This window comes from Streptomyces sp. VTCC 41912, assembly GCF_045799175.1.
In the GTDB taxonomy this organism is placed as follows: domain Bacteria; phylum Actinomycetota; class Actinomycetes; order Streptomycetales; family Streptomycetaceae; genus Streptomyces; species Streptomyces albulus_C.
In genome coordinates this window covers 26,131-40,285 of record NZ_JBJMAB010000045.1, presented here as the reverse complement: position 1 = coordinate 40,285, position 14,155 = coordinate 26,131, and the positions used below count along the sequence as shown (strand labels likewise).

At 69.6% G+C, this 14,155-nt stretch carries 10 protein-coding genes; 6 read left to right on the top strand and 4 right to left on the bottom strand.

What is annotated here, in order from left to right; genetic code table 11:
- The first annotated feature begins 104 nt into the window (after nt 1-104).
- The gene (locus ACJ6WD_RS36300) at nt 105-503 is read left to right on the top strand and encodes an OB-fold nucleic acid binding domain-containing protein (RefSeq protein WP_052286700.1); all 399 of its coding nucleotides are present in this window, start codon (nt 105-107) and stop codon (nt 501-503) included.
- A gap of 3 nt (nt 504-506) precedes the next feature.
- The gene (locus tag ACJ6WD_RS36295; RefSeq protein ID WP_016574660.1) at nt 507-1,361 is read left to right on the top strand and encodes a DUF3159 domain-containing protein; all 855 of its coding nucleotides are present in this window, start codon (nt 507-509) and stop codon (nt 1,359-1,361) included.
- 87 nt (nt 1,362-1,448) lie between these two features.
- Here ACJ6WD_RS36295 and ACJ6WD_RS36290 read toward each other — a convergent pair whose 3' ends face one another.
- Nucleotides 1,449-2,120: a TrkA family potassium uptake protein gene (locus ACJ6WD_RS36290; RefSeq protein ID WP_016574661.1), complete on the bottom strand. Its 672-nt coding sequence runs from the start codon at nt 2,118-2,120 to the stop codon at nt 1,449-1,451.
- Nucleotides 2,117-2,785, bottom strand: coding sequence for a TrkA family potassium uptake protein (locus tag ACJ6WD_RS36285; RefSeq protein WP_016574662.1), 669 nt, complete (start codon nt 2,783-2,785; stop codon nt 2,117-2,119). The genes ACJ6WD_RS36290 and ACJ6WD_RS36285 overlap by 4 nt, the downstream gene beginning before the upstream one ends.
- A 331-nt stretch (nt 2,786-3,116) precedes the next feature.
- Here ACJ6WD_RS36285 and ACJ6WD_RS36280 point away from each other — a divergent pair, with 331 nt between their 5' ends.
- The 4 genes from ACJ6WD_RS36280 to ACJ6WD_RS36265 all read left to right on the top strand — a co-directional run bounded on the left by ACJ6WD_RS36280 (nt 3,117) and on the right by ACJ6WD_RS36265 (nt 11,799).
- The gene (locus ACJ6WD_RS36280; RefSeq protein ID WP_407617365.1) at nt 3,117-5,105 is read left to right on the top strand and encodes an NAD-binding protein; all 1,989 of its coding nucleotides are present in this window, start codon (nt 3,117-3,119) and stop codon (nt 5,103-5,105) included.
- 272 nt (nt 5,106-5,377) lie between these two features.
- Complete coding sequence (locus ACJ6WD_RS36275) at nt 5,378-7,429, top strand: APC family permease (RefSeq protein WP_233661945.1); 2,052 nt, start codon at nt 5,378-5,380, stop codon at nt 7,427-7,429.
- A gap of 108 nt (nt 7,430-7,537) precedes the next feature.
- Nucleotides 7,538-8,878: a class I SAM-dependent RNA methyltransferase gene (locus ACJ6WD_RS36270; protein ID WP_376557733.1), complete on the top strand. Its 1,341-nt coding sequence runs from the start codon at nt 7,538-7,540 to the stop codon at nt 8,876-8,878.
- Nucleotides 8,879-9,681: 803 nt separating this feature from the next.
- Nucleotides 9,682-11,799 (top strand): DUF2075 domain-containing protein, encoded by a 2,118-nt coding sequence (locus ACJ6WD_RS36265; protein ID WP_366408576.1) that lies wholly within the window; start codon nt 9,682-9,684, stop codon nt 11,797-11,799.
- A gap of 56 nt (nt 11,800-11,855) precedes the next feature.
- Here the strand turns inward: ACJ6WD_RS36265 and ACJ6WD_RS36260 are convergent, their stop codons facing one another.
- Both ACJ6WD_RS36260 and ACJ6WD_RS36255 read right to left on the bottom strand, forming a co-directional pair.
- Nucleotides 11,856-11,984, bottom strand: coding sequence for a DUF6408 family protein (locus ACJ6WD_RS36260; protein ID WP_222517947.1), 129 nt, complete (start codon nt 11,982-11,984; stop codon nt 11,856-11,858).
- A 267-nt stretch (nt 11,985-12,251) separates the two neighbouring features.
- The gene (locus tag ACJ6WD_RS36255; RefSeq protein WP_376557730.1) at nt 12,252-14,123 is read right to left on the bottom strand and encodes a DNA/RNA helicase domain-containing protein; all 1,872 of its coding nucleotides are present in this window, start codon (nt 14,121-14,123) and stop codon (nt 12,252-12,254) included.
- Nucleotides 14,124-14,155 lie beyond the last annotated feature (32 nt).

The following is a 14,155-nucleotide window of genomic DNA, read 5'->3' as shown; positions in this document are numbered from 1 at the left end:
GGGACGGGGCGGTGGCGGGGTGTCGCTTCGAGGGGTGAACGCGGGCGTCGGGGTGCTGGTACGGGGTGCGGGGGAGGCCGTGCGGGCCCCGGTACGCTGGGGTTATGAGTGCTGGGACCCGACCCGAGAAGCCGGCCGGCCGGTTTCGCCGGATGCTCGACAGGCTGTCGTCCTCCGAGGAGGAGCTGCAGTCCGCCGAGCTGCAGGAGGACGCGCAGGCGACCGGGTGTACGCGGATATGCGACTGCGACGACCGTCAGATAGTGAAGGTCTCCGGCACCCTGCGGCACGTCACGCTGCGGCCGCGTGCCGGTGTGCCCGCGCTGGAAGCGGAGCTGTTCGACGGCTCCGCGGCGCTCGACGTGGTGTGGCTGGGTCGCCGTTCCATCGTCGGCATCGAGCCGGGCCGTAAGCTCATCGCCTCGGGCCGGATCTCCTTGAGTCACGGGCGCCGGGTGCTCTTCAATCCCAAGTACGAACTGCGACCGCTCGGACAGGAGTAGCCGGTGACGTCGTACGACCGACCGACCACTGACCCTGAGGCTTCCGCTTCCCCGCACCGTCCGGCGGGCGTTGCGGCGGCCGCCGGTGCCCCGCTGGAGTCCGGTACGGGCTCCACCGCCGACGGCAGGGAGGTGACGGAAGCGGCGCTGTTCGAGGCGTTCGGCGGCGTGCGCGGCATGGTGGAGACGGTGCTGCCGGGTCTGCTGTTCGTCGCGATCTTCACGGTCAACAAGGACCTGCACGTGTCGGCCATCGCGGCGCTCGCGGTGTCGCTGGTGTTGTGCGCGGTGCGGTTGGTGCGCAAGGACACCGTCAAGCACGCCTTCAGCGGGGTGTTCGGGGTCGCCTTCGGCGTGGTCTTCGCGATGATGACCGGCAACGCCAAGGACTTCTACCTGCCGGGGATGCTGTACACGCTGGGGCTGGCGCTGGCGTACATCATCACGACGCTGGCCGGGGTCCCGTTGATCGGGTTGATCCTGGGGCCGGTGTTCAAGGAGAACCTGTCGTGGCGGACGCGTAATCCGGGCCGCAAGAAGGCGTACGCGAAGGCCAGCTGGGCGTGGGGGCTGATCCTGCTCGCCAAGTGCATGATCTTGTTCCCGCTGTACTGGTGGGCGGACACCACGCAGCTGGGCTGGGTGCTGGTGGCCCTGAAGATCCCGCCGTTCCTGTTGGCGCTGTACCTGACCTGGATGTTCCTGGTGAAGGCCCCGGCGCCGATCGACGTCTTCGCGGAGATGGAGGCGCAGGAGAAGGCGGAGGAGGCCGAGCGGGAGCGGCAGCGCGGGCAGTCGGCGGCGCCGGACGCGGCGGCCGCGGACGCTCCGCACGAGGGGCCGCGACACCGCCGCTGACCTGCGATGCGAGCGGTGACGGAGGACAAGAAGGAAGGGCCCGGGAGCTGATGGCTCCCGGGCCCTTCGTGCGCCGTGCCGGCGGTGTCAGCCTTCGCTGCGGCGGACCGACAGCAGGTCTTCCAACTGCTCCTCACGGGACTGGGCGGCGACGAAGAGCAGTTCGTCGCCGGCTTCGAGGGCGTCGTCCTTGTTGGGGGTGAGGACCCGGGTGCCGCGGATGATCGTCACCAGCGAGGTGTCCTCGGGCCAGTCGACGTCGCCGACCCGGGTGCCGGCCAGGGCGGCCTCCGGGGGGAGGGTCAGCTCGACGAGGTTGGCGTCGCCGTGGCTGAAGCGCAGCAGCCGCACCAGGTCGCCGACGCTGACCGCCTCTTCGACCAGGGCGGACATCAGCCGCGGGGTGGAGACGGCGACATCGACGCCCCACGCCTCGTTGAACAGCCACTCGTTCTTGGGGTTGTTGACCCGGGCGACGACCCGCGGCACGCCGTACTCCGTCTTGGCGAGCAGGGAGACGACGAGGTTGACCTTGTCGTCGCCGGTGGCGGCGATGACGACGTTGCAGCGCTGGAGCGCGGCCTCGTCGAGCGAGGTGATCTCACAGGCGTCGGCGAGCAGCCATTCGGCGAGCGGGACCCGTTCGACGGAGATGGCGGTGGGCGCCTTGTCGATGAGCAGGATCTCGTGACCGTTTTCGAGCAGTTCACCGGCGATGGAGCGGCCGACCGCTCCCGCGCCCGCAATGGCGACCCTCATGCGTGCGCCTCCTCGGGACCCTGGGCGAATGCCGCCTCGACCTTCTCGACTTCGTCGGTGCGCATCATCACGTGCACCAGGTCGCCTTCCTGGAGGACCGTCTGGGAGGTGGGCAACATGGCCTCGCCCAGGCGGGTGAGGAACGCGACGCGGACGCCCGTCTCCTCCTGCAGCTTGCTGATCTTGTGGCCGACCCAGGAGGGGGCGGTGTGGACCTCGGCGAGTTGGACGCCGCCGCTGGGGTCCCGCCAGAGGGGTTCGGCACCGGAGGGGAGGAGCCGGCGCAGCATCTGGTCGGCGGTCCAGCGGACGGTGGCGACGGTGGGGATGCCGAGGCGCTGGTAGACCTCGGCGCGGCGCGGGTCGTAGATCCGGGCCGCGACGTTCTCGACGCCGAACATCTCGCGGGCGACACGGGCGGCGATGATGTTGGAGTTGTCGCCGCTGGAGACGGCGGCGAAGGCCCCGGCCTCCTCGATGCCGGCTTCGCGGAGGGTGTCCTGGTCGAAGCCGACGCCGGTGACCCGGCGGCCGCCGAAGGCGGAGCCGAGGCGGCGGAACGCGGTCGGGTCCTGGTCGATCACCGCGATGGAGTGGCCCTGGCCCTCCAGGGTCTGCGCGAGCGCGGAGCCCACGCGGCCGCATCCCATGATGACGATGTGCATGCTGATTACCCCGTGCCCTGTACTAGCGCGCTGACCTGCCCAAACACCCTGCTCACTACTTTCTTCTCCGACGTACCGGCGACACGGAGCCGCTGTCCGTGACAGCGGCCCGGTGCGTCAGACGGGAGCGCCGACCGCACCGTGGTCCGGTACAACCGTAGCCGTAATGGCGTGCCCGGTAGGGGGCGCGGTGGGTGCCGGACCGTTGTGGGCGGATGTCGTGCGGGAGCGGGATCGCGCGCTCTGCTGCGTGGGGGCGGCCGAGTAGGGCACGCTACAACGTGTGCCACAACTGCCACATCAGCCCCAACAGGCTTCTCTCCTGCCGCACATGGTGGTGTGCGGCGACGACGCACTGGCCCACCGGCTCGCCGCCGAGCTCCGTGACGTCTACGGCGAACGGGTGACGCTGATCGTGCCGTCCGCGCAGGAGCCGCACCGCCCCCGCGTCCCCTCGCCCTCCCGCGGCTTGGGACGGGCCACCACCGCGCTGCTCGGCCGGGTCTCGGCGGCGGTGGCGCGCGGCGGGCCCGGCGCCCCGCCCGCGCCGCCGTTGCCCGCGGCGGCGCGCGAGGACGGCGGGTCGCCGCCGGAGGCCCTACGGGTCCTGATCGCGGCGCAGGTCGACGACGCGGCCTTGACCGAGGCGGGGATCGCGGAGGCGGGCGCGCTGGCGCTGGTCCACGACGACGACGATCTCAACATCCACGCCGCGCTGCGGGCCCGCCGCCTCAATCCCCGGTTGCGGCTGGTCATCCGGCTCTACAACCGCAAACTCGGCCAGCACTTGGAGGAGTTGCTGGACCAGGCCGCGGCGGTCGCCGCGAGCGGCGGGGCGGACGGGGCGCAGCCGCCGCGGGCCGACGCCTCCACCACGGTGCTCTCCGACGCCGACACCGTCGCCCCGGCGTTGGTGGCCACGGCGGTCGCCGGCACCAGCAAGGTCATCGAGGCGGACGGGCTGATGCTGCGGGCCGTGGAGCGCGCGCCGGGGCAGTCCGGTCCGGCGGGGGCGCGGCGGCTGTGCACGCTGGCGCTGCTGCCGCCGTCACCCGGGGACGTGCCCGCCGGGGCAGCCGGCGAACCGCCCGCAGGCGCCGCCGGGGTGCCGGACGACGACGGGCCGTTGCTCCTGCCGGACGACGTCACCGCCGCGGAGTCCACCGGCTGCGGCCGGATCGTGCTGGAGACCGTCGCCTATACGGGGCGGACGGTGCGACCGCGCCGGCTGCGCGGCCGGGGCGCGCCGCTGGCCTCCCTCTTCTCCCGGCGGCTGCGCTGGTCGCTGGCCGGCTTCGTCGGGGCGGTGCTGGCGCTGGCCGTCGCCGAGTCCCTGATCACCCGGGAGCCGCCGTTGCACGCGGCGTACCTCACGCTGCTGGACCTGTTCGCGATCAACGAACCGGCGCTCAACGACCCGTTGGCGCGCAAGGTGCTCCAGTTGCTGTCCGGCTTGGTGGGGCTGTTGTTGCTGCCGGTGCTGGTGGCGGCGGCGTTCGAGGGGCTGGGCACGTTCCGGAGCGCCTCGGCGCTGCGGCGTCCGCCGCGCGGGCTGTCCGGGCACGTGGTTCTGCTGGGCCTGGGCAAGATCGGGACGCGGGTGCTGGCGCGGCTGCACGAGATGCGCATCCCGGTGGTGTGCATCGAGGCCGATCCGGAGGCGCGCGGGGTCGCGCTGGCGCGCCGGCTGCGGGTGCCGACGGTCGTCGGCGACGTGACGCAGGAGGGGGTGCTGGAGGCCGCGTTGGCCGACCGGGCCCGCACCCTGCTGGCGCTGACGAGCGAGGACACCACCAACCTGGAGGCGGCGCTCTACGCCCGGTCGGTCAACCCCCGCCTGCGGGTGACGCTGCGGCTCTTCGACGACGGGTTCGCCACCGCCGTCTACCGGACGCTGCGCGCGGCGCACCCGGCCGCGCGGACCCGAAGCCGCAGCGTGTCGTTCCTGGCCGCGCCGGCCTTCGCCGGGGCGATGATGGGCCGCGAGATCCTCGGAGCGATCCCGGTGGAGCGGCGGGTGCTGCTGGTGGCCCGGGTGGAGGTGCGCGGCCACGCCGCCCTGGAGGGACGGAAGGTCGGCGAGGTGCTCCGTCCGGGCCGGCTGCGGGTGCTCGCCGTGGACAACTCCGCGCCCGACGAACCCGCCGACCCTACGACGGGCGCGCCGCAGCCGGACGAGGACCCCGCGCCGGCGCAGCTCGCCGACGTACTGGACGACCACGTCCTGCGCCCGCAGGACGTGGTGCTGCTGGCGGTGACCCGGGAGGGACTCGGCGAACTGCTCTCCCGTCGGCCGCGCCCGGCAGCGCAGGGGGAGTGAGCCGGCGCACCCGCGACGCACCGGGCGGCGCACGCCGCGCGCCTCCGTGCTCCCACGACACGCCCGGGCGTCGTGACATCGACCACGACGTGCGGGCCCGTGGAGTTCCCTGCATCGACGGCGCCGCCGTGCGCTTATCGTGCAGATGCTGTAGAGGTCCCGCGTAGTGGATGCGTAGTCGGGTCGCTATGTGCATGGTGGCGCATTCGCGCGCTCGCACCCGTCCGGGTGGCGGGTGGGCGGGGACCTTGACGAAGGCTTAGCATCCTCTGGTGTCCAAACTGACCGACGTGCCCAAACGGATCTTGATCGGGCGCGCACTGCGCAGCGACAGGCTCGGGGAGACCCTTCTCCCCAAGCGCATCGCACTCCCCGTCTTCGCCTCCGACCCGCTCTCCTCCGTGGCCTACGCGCCCGGCGAGGTGCTGCTGGTCCTGTCCGTGGCAGGGGTCTCCGCGTACAGCTTCAGCCCGTGGATCGCGGTCGCGGTCGTGGTGCTGATGTTCACCGTCGTCGCGTCGTACCGGCAGAACGTGCACGCCTACCCGAGCGGCGGTGGTGACTACGAGGTCGCCACCACCAACCTCGGGCCCAAGGCGGGCCTGACCGTCGCCAGCGCCCTGCTGGTCGACTACGTCCTGACCGTCGCGGTCTCCATCTCCTCCGGCGTGGAGAACCTCGGCTCCGCCGTCCCCTTCGTCGTCGAGCACAAGACGTTCTGCGCCATCGCCATCATCGTGCTGCTGACGCTGATGAACCTGCGCGGCGTCAAGGAGTCCGGCAAGCTCTTCGCGATCCCCACGTACGTCTTCGTGGCCGGCGTCTTCATCATGATCTTCTGGGGCGCGATCCGCGGACTGCTCCTCGGCGACACCATGAAGGCCCCGACCGCCGGCTACACCATCCACGCCGAGCAGGGCGGCCTCGCCGGCTTCGCCCTGATCTTCCTGCTGCTGCGTGCCTTCTCCTCCGGCTGCGCCGCGCTCACCGGCGTCGAGGCGATCTCCAACGGCGTGCCCGCCTTCCGCAAGCCGAAGTCGAAGAACGCCGCGACCACCCTCGCCCTCATGGGCGGGCTGGCCGTCACCATGTTCTGCGGCATCATCGCGCTGGCCATGACCACCCACGTGCGGATGGCGGAGAACCCGGCCACCGACCTGTTGAACAACGGCAAGCCGCTGGGCTCCGGCTACACCCAGAACCCGGTCATCTCGCAGGTCGCCGAGGCCGTCTTCGGCAAGGGCAGCTTCCTCTTCGTCGTCCTGGCAGCGGCCACCGCGCTGGTCCTGTTCCTGGCCGCCAACACCGCCTACAACGGCTTCCCGCTGCTCGGCTCGATCCTCGCCCAGGACCGCTACCTCCCGCGCCAGCTGCACACCCGCGGCGACCGCCTGGCCTTCTCCAACGGCATCGTCCTGCTGGCCGGCGCGGCCACCGTCCTCGTCTACCTCTACGGCGCGGACTCCACCCGCCTGATCCAGCTCTACATCGTCGGCGTCTTCGTCTCCTTCACGCTCAGCCAGATCGGCATGGTCCGGCACTGGAACCGCCACCTGGTCAGCGAGAAGGACCCCGCCAAGCGCCGCAAGATGCAGCGCTCCCGCGCCATCAACGCCTTCGGCGCCTTCTTCACCGGCCTGGTCCTCGTCGTCGTCCTCCTGACGAAGTTCACCCACGGCGCCTGGGTCGCCCTCCTCGGCATGGTCATCTTCTTCGTGACGATGACCGCGATCCGCCGCCACTACGACCGGGTCGCCGACGAGATCGCCGCCCCGGACACCCCCGACGACGACGTGGTCCGCCCCTCCCGCGTCCACGCCATCGTCCTGGTCTCCAAGCTCCACAAGCCCACCCTGCGGGCCCTGAACTACGCCAAGCTGATGCGCTCGGGCACCCTCGAAGCCGTCAGCGTCGACGTCGACCAGGCCGACACCCGGGCCCTGCGCGCCGAGTGGGAGCGCCGCGGCATCGAGGTCCCGCTGAAGGTCCTCGCCTCCCCCTACCGCGAGATCACCCGGCCGATCATCGACTACGTCAAGTCGCTGCGCCGGGAGAGCCCCCGCGACGCCGTCTCCGTCTACATCCCCGAGTACGTCGTCGGCCACTGGTACGAGCACCTGCTCCACAACCAGTCCGCACTGCGCCTCAAGGGACGCCTCCTCTTCACCCCCGGGGTCATGGTCACCTCCGTCCCCTGGCAGCTGGACTCCTCCGAGGCCGCCAAGAAGCGCGCCCGCAAGCGCGCCGAATGGAACGCCCCCGGCTCGGTCCGGCGCGGCCCGGTCTCCGCACCCAAGAAGGAATCCGCGGCCACCAAGAAGTGATCGTGGCGGCCGTCGCACGGCACCGCACCCCGTAGAATGGACGGCTGGCCTCCACCCGGAGACCAGCCGTCACGGTTTCCACCCACCTCTCCCCAGGAGCTCCTCGCCATGCAGCCGGACACGCCGCCGGAATCCAGGAAGTCGCTGGTCGGCGAGGAGTACGAAGTCGAGATCGGCCCGGTCGCGCACGGCGGCCACTGCATCGCCCGCACCGACGCCGGCCAGGTCCTCTTCGTCCGGCACGCGCTGCCCGGCGAGCAGGTGCGCGTGCGCGTCACCGACGGCGAGGAGGGCGCCCGCTTCCTGCGCGCCGACGCCGTCGAGATCCTCAGCCCCTCCAAGGACCGCGTCGAGGCCCCCTGCCCGTTCGCCGGCCCCGGCCGCTGCGGCGGCTGCGACTGGCAGCACGCCGCGCCCGGCGCCCAGCGCCGCCTCAAGGCCGCGGTCATCAGCGAGCAGCTGGCCCGCCTCGCCGACCTCACCCCCGAGCGGGCCGGTTGGGACGGCACCGTCGAACCGGCCCCCGGTGACAAGGTCGCCAAGGGCGAGGTCCCGGCCTGGCGCACTCGCGTCCAGTACGCCGTGGACGCCGAAGGCCGCCCGGGCCTGCGCAAGCACCGCTCGCACGACGTCGAACCGGTCACCCACTGCATGATCGCCGCCCCGGGCGTCTCCGAACTCGGCATCGAGAAGCGCACCTGGCCGCAGATCGCCACCGTCGAGGCGATCGCCGCCACCGGCTCCCACGACCGTCAGGTGATCCTCACCCCGAGCCCCGGCGGCCGCCTCCCCCTCGTCGAACTCGACAAGCCGGTCTCCGTCCTCCGCGTCGGCGAGAAGGACGGTGGCGTCCACCGCGTGCACGGCCGCCCCTTCGTCCGCGAACGCGCCGCCGGCCGCACCTGGCGGGTCGGCAACGGCGGCTTCTGGCAGGTCCACCCGAAGGCCGCCGACCTCCTCGTCGAGGCCGTCATGCAGGGTCTGATGCCCAAGAAGGGCGACATGGCCCTCGACCTCTACTGCGGTGTCGGCCTCTTCGCCGGGGCCCTCGCCGAACGCGTCGGCGACAAGGGCGCGGTCCTCGGTATCGAATCCAGCAAGCGCGCCGTCGAGGACGCCCAGCACAACCTCGCCGACCTCGACCGGGTCCGCATCGAACAGGGCAAGGTCGAGCAGATCCTGCCCCGCACCGGCATCACCGACGTCGACCTCGTCGTCCTCGACCCGCCCCGCGCCGGCGCCGGCAAGGCCACCGTCCACCACCTCGCCTCCCTCACCCCCCGCCGCATCGCCTACGTCGCCTGCGACCCGGCCGCCCTCGCCCGCGACCTGGCCTACTTCCACCAGGCCGGCTACGCCCCCCGCCGCATGCGAGCCTTCGACCTGTTCCCGATGACCCACCATGTCGAGTGCGTGGCGATCCTGGAGCCGGTGAAGAAGGACGCCTGACCTGGGATTTCCTGGTCTTCGTGAGCTGCTCGACCTGTTTCCGGGCCAGCAACGCGTGAAGGCGCGTCGGTGCTGCTGAAGCAACCTGACCTGCAGTTTCAGTACGGGACGTCGCGGTCCTAGCTAGCGGCATCAGGGCTCTCCTCGGGCTGCTGACGCTCAATTGACGCACGTTCTGAAGCCCCATCACGTTGGCCCGGCCGCGTCCACGGACGCGACCGGGCCAACGGCTTGGTCGCCGACCCGCAAGCCGCTGGCCTTATGACATCGCGAATGCCAAGCCTGACTTTTGGCTAATGACACTCACTCGTTGCCGGGTGGCGCCCCAGTAGCGGTTTCTCAGCGTCACTGACCGCAGCCGTTCTCGACGAGCGGCTGCTGGACTTCGAGGTCCTGTCCGTTAAGGCGTTGCTCGCTGGCTTCAGGACTTGCGGCCCGTGGCCCGAGAACATGCCGCCGTCGGACTGGTGGGCGGATCTCTGACTGCCCGCGACAGGGTCGACGGAGCCCACCGGGAACAGCGGTGGGCAGCTGGCGGCGGTCGCCCGGGAGTTTCCGGCCCGCGCAGTCGGCGCCCCGAGAATGAGCTGACAGTTGCCGGCTCGAGATCTAGGGTCCATGACCCGTACTGCGTGATCCAGCCATGATCGACGCAGTTCTCGCCGACAGCCGAGGTGTCGTTCTTCGGCAGGTCGGGCCTTACTAGGATTACTCCAACCGATTGCGGCCCGACGGGCTTCCTGAACAGGACATGCCCCCACCCGCACGAGTCACTCGTGCCCTGGGGGAACCACCTCGTGTCCATGCTCCTGCTGAAACTGTCGGCGGAGGACCTGCTCACTCTGAATTCGCGTCGCAGAATGGTTCCGCACCTTGCTGCCCGATGGCGCCACTTCAGGGGCGCGGACGCCTCGTTGTCGGAACGTTCCGCGTGGGCGGAAAGCCTGGTGAGCCTGGCGAACGACCTGGTCGCGGCGGAGCGCGGCAACGTGGAGATGATCGTCGAATGTGCCGCCACGCTCGACGAGGTGAACCGTTCCGAGAACCCACGCCTCATCGACGTCGTTCTGGTGGGCCGACACCCGGAACGCAACGTGCCGTCGGTCCAGTTGGTCGAGCTGAAGCGCTGGTCGACGGTGACCAGGGTGGAGCAGGCCACGGCAGACCTGCTCTACGTGCCGGCCATGGACGAGGTGAAGCAGCACCCGGCACTGCAATTGCGCTCGTATTACGAGGCGTTCACGAGTGACAGGGGCCCCTTCCGGCGCTCGGACTTCGAATGCGGAGGTTTCGCCTACCTGCACAACGCCGCGGATGATTCGGTTCGGCCCTTGATCGACGTGGATGCGCCGACAGGTGCCTACGCCCGCGTGTACACGAGCGACCGGCGCGCACAATTGCTGTCCGACCTCCAGCGGCACTTCGCCGTTGAAGGCGCGGCCTCAGAGGCCGAGAGGATGCTGCAGAACATGGGGTTGCGCAACACTCCGCTGCTCGACGCGATGATCTGGTCCCGCGGGGCCGACACCGTCTTCACCCTCCGTGGGCGCCAGAAGGCAGTGGCCGACCAGGTCCTGGAATCGGCCGCCAAGGTTCTACCGGATCCCGAGCGTCCCACCTTGGTCCCGGACGAACAACGGGTGATCTTCCTGGTGACCGGTGGCGCCGGAACGGGAAAGAGCGCGATCGGACTGCAGATCAAAGCGGAGCTGGAGGCACAGGGCCGCACGGTCAACTACGCCAGCGGAAGCAGGGCGTTCAACGGCGCGCTCCAAGAGCACGTCGGATACGGAGACCGGGAGTTCAGGGAGTCGTTCACGTACTTCAGCAATTTCGTCAAACCACCGGAGCCACCCCTGGACGTGTTGATCTGCGATGAGGCACACCGGCTTCGCGACCGCTCGACGAATCGATTCTGGAAGCCCGAGGACTGGGGTACGGGCCCGCAGGTGGACGAGCTCCTCGCCGCTTCGCGACTGACGGTCTTCTTCATGGATGAAGGGCAGTCGGTGAGGCCGAACGAGGTCGGTACCGTGCAGCTGATCAAGGAGGCTGCTGCCCGCCACGATGCCCGCCTCGTTGAGGTCGGGCTTCGCGAGCAGTTCCGCTGTGGCGGCAGCGACGCCTACCCCCGTTGGGTGCGCGCCGTGCTCGGTGTGACGGACGAGGAGACCGAGTGCTGGCGCCCGGACGGCCTGATGCACGTCGAAGTGGCGGACACCCCTGAGGAACTCGAACGGATCATCCGTGCCGAAGCGCTGGCCGGTGCGTCTGCGCGCATGGTCGCCGGCTATTGCTGGCCCTGGACCAAGCCACTCGGCAAGGAGAGGCGGCTGGAGGCCGATGTGCGCATCGGCGACTGGCACCGGCCGTGGAACGCGGACAGCGACACCTTCTGCGCTGACGACGTACCCCCGTCCAGGATATGGTCCGTGCACGAGAACGGCCTCGGCCAGATCGGTTGTGTCTATACGGCGCAGGGCCTCGAATGGGACTGGTGCGGCGTCATCATGGGCGAGGACATGGTGCGCCGAGACGGCCAATGGGTGTTCCGTCGGGGCAAGGAGCGCAAGGACGAGGAGTCCGACACCAAGCGAGTGGCTCGCCCCGGCTCGTTCGACCCGAAGGTGAAGGCGGGCAGTGTCGACGACGAGGAATTCGCCCGACTCGTCCGCCACGCCTATCACGTGCTGATGACCCGGGCCAGCCGGGCAACAGTGCTCTACTCCACAGACGAGGAGACCCGGACCTACCTCAAGGAACTCGTCGGACCGGTCGAGCTCCACGCATTGCGTCCTACGTGGGAGAATCTGCCCGCGGAGGCGCGCAAGCCGCACCTGCCCCGACCCAGCAGGGGAAGACGCGGCAAGAGGAATCGGAAGGCGCGCAAGTCGCAGGGGCCCGATCTGACGCTGTTCTGACACGCTTTCGCGTTCGGTGTGAGTGGCGGGCTCACCGGGCCCGCCACCCGCCCGCTCTAGAAGAGCAGACCCGCAATCGACAGCAAGGCCGTCACCACAAGATTGGTGACGACTCCGACGGCGATTTCGATCAGGATCTCGCGGATCCGTTCACGACGCGCAGGCTTGTACTCGACCGAGGTCATGGCCGCTCCAATGCAGTGAGATCGGAATGGCAGGGGGACGCCCTGCGGGCATCCACGCTCGCGTCGTGTGTCGCCACACGACGGGCACAACCGTTCGTCGCTCACGGGTCATTGGGGCAGGCGTACCGACCCTTGCCTCGTACCCTCCGGGAAGGTGCGCAGCGCGATCATGCTATCTCGCGGCCCGGCCCGCGCGTCGTGGTTTTCGCAGTGCTCCAGTGGCCGAGAGCGCCCTGATCTCCGCGGCGCCTCGAATGCGGTTGGTGCTCAAGGCGTCGGAGGGATCAGCGTGCGGAGCTTCTCGCGGGTCTCGGGATCCGTCGAATAGACGACCGTCCCGATCATGCCCCGGGTGAGAAGCACCTTGTACGTATTGCGCACGAGGCGATCCACGTCGTCATCCGATGTCGCCTTCGTGAACGAGGGATCCTTCGACGCTGTGCGGTCCACCACCCAGCGGTCGATCCGCCAGACGAGGTCCGGGCCCATGATGACACCCGACCAGTCGTACTCGAAGCCCTGCGCGGTGTACACACATCCGACCTGCCCGAACCCCTCGGGGGCGGTGGCCCACAGTGGCGCCGGCGGTGCGCCGAGCAGGGCTCGGTCACCGTAGAGGTTCCATGGCCTCGCCCAGTCACCGATGACCACGTCGGTGGGCAGCGCATTCATACTGGAAGTGATCTTCGTCGTCCACTTCCAGCAGTAGCCCGCGGACATGCGGGCGCTGTAGCCTTGCGCCCGTTGAGCGGCCAAGAAGTCTTCGAGCTCCTGCGGGGTGTCGACGGTCATCAAACGGACTTTGTCGTCGGGCTCCCACACGGTGGGAGCTCGACCTTCGAGCCCCAGAAGGTCAACGACCCACCGCAGGTATGCGTCGCTGCCACCGCATCGGAACTGACTGTCCAGTTCCACCACGGTGCATGCGAGCCCCAATGCGGCGGCTGCTTCCCGAATCTGCTCCTCCGTCCCCATCTCGCCCGGTCGGACCACTTGGTGCTGGTCCAGCAGGAAGACCGGAACCCGAGCCGCTGCCATCAGCTCCGCCACCTGCGGTCGGCCCGTGCGGAGCGTCGCCTTCGTGTAGCGGTTGGCGGAGGTCTTGCGCAAGCGGTGCGCCTCGTCGCAGACAAGGACGTCGAGATCGTTGGGCTCAGCCTCCATGAAGCTGTTGAAATAGCGGAAGAGCCGCTGCACTTCGGGCTTGCGGGTGCCGGCGATCTTGCGCATCGTCTTGGTGAACGACTGCGAGCCGGTGGCGTGCAGGGCGGGCACCCCGCGCCGGTAGAGGTCTCCGAGGAGAGACAAGGCGATCACACTCTTGCCGGAGCCCGGCCCCCCGGTCACCACGACGACCTGTTTGTGATCCGCTTGTCGCGCCCGCCGCACTGCGGCCATGACCGTCTCGTAGGCGAGCCGCTGTTCATCGAGCAGGATGAACTGTTCCCGGTCGCGCACCTCTGCGGCAGCAACGGCCATCAGCTGCCTCGACGGCCTGACCTTGGCCTGCAGCAAGGCATCGGCCGCATCCGCACCGGGTTTCGCGGCCAGGCGTGAACGCAGGTAGTTCAGGAAGGCGCCGCGCTGATCACCGGTGAACATCCGGCCGCGATCGCCTTCTGCGACATGGCGCAGGCCCGCCACTTTGGCCTCCGTCGCGTTGTGCAGGTATGCCACGCCGACGACCGACTTCGGACTGTTCTCCAGAGCCCCATTGAACGAGACCAGGTAGTCGCAGTAGCCGCGCACCTGCTCGATCGGATTGAGGGTCGGATGGTCGTAGGCGTCGATATGGCAGAGCAGCGGATCCTCCGGCTCGGGGTGGGCTTCGCTCCACTGCTTCAGTTCGACCACCACGTACGACGCCTCACCGGTGGCTGGATGTACCCCGGCCAATATCACGTCAGCGCGCTTGCTGGTCAGCGGCAGCCCGTACTCCAGCAGCATTTCGACCTCGCCGAGTCCGGCTTCCACGAGCACGTTGGTGAGTGCCGGAATGCTGTGCTCCCACGCCCGAACCTCCGCCGGCTGGGGTCGATGACGGTGTTGGTGCAGGAAGTTCTCGGTCAGGAGCCGCGCCAACCGACCCTCGACGTGGGTGCGGGTGGCCAGTGACGCCGCAGACTCACGGAACAGCAAGAGAATGCCCCCAGGCAGCACGAAGTAGCTCG

Bases quoted from the DNA above. Each gene is read 5' to 3' on its own strand.
- ACJ6WD_RS36290 (WP_016574661.1), bottom strand. From the start codon at position 2,120: ATGAGGGTCGCCATTGCGGGCGCGGGAGCGGTCGGCCGCTCCATCGCC.
- ACJ6WD_RS36265 (WP_366408576.1), top strand. From the start codon at position 9,682: ATGCTCCTGCTGAAACTGTCGGCGGAGGACCTGCTCACTCTGAATTCG.
- ACJ6WD_RS36300 (WP_052286700.1), top strand. From the start codon at position 105: ATGAGTGCTGGGACCCGACCCGAGAAGCCGGCCGGCCGGTTTCGCCGG.
- ACJ6WD_RS36285 (WP_016574662.1), bottom strand. From the start codon at position 2,785: ATGCACATCGTCATCATGGGATGCGGCCGCGTGGGCTCCGCGCTCGCG.
- ACJ6WD_RS36270 (WP_376557733.1), top strand. From the start codon at position 7,538: ATGCAGCCGGACACGCCGCCGGAATCCAGGAAGTCGCTGGTCGGCGAG.
- ACJ6WD_RS36280 (WP_407617365.1), top strand. From the start codon at position 3,117: ATGGTGGTGTGCGGCGACGACGCACTGGCCCACCGGCTCGCCGCCGAG.
- ACJ6WD_RS36260 (WP_222517947.1), bottom strand. From the start codon at position 11,984: ATGACCTCGGTCGAGTACAAGCCTGCGCGTCGTGAACGGATCCGCGAG.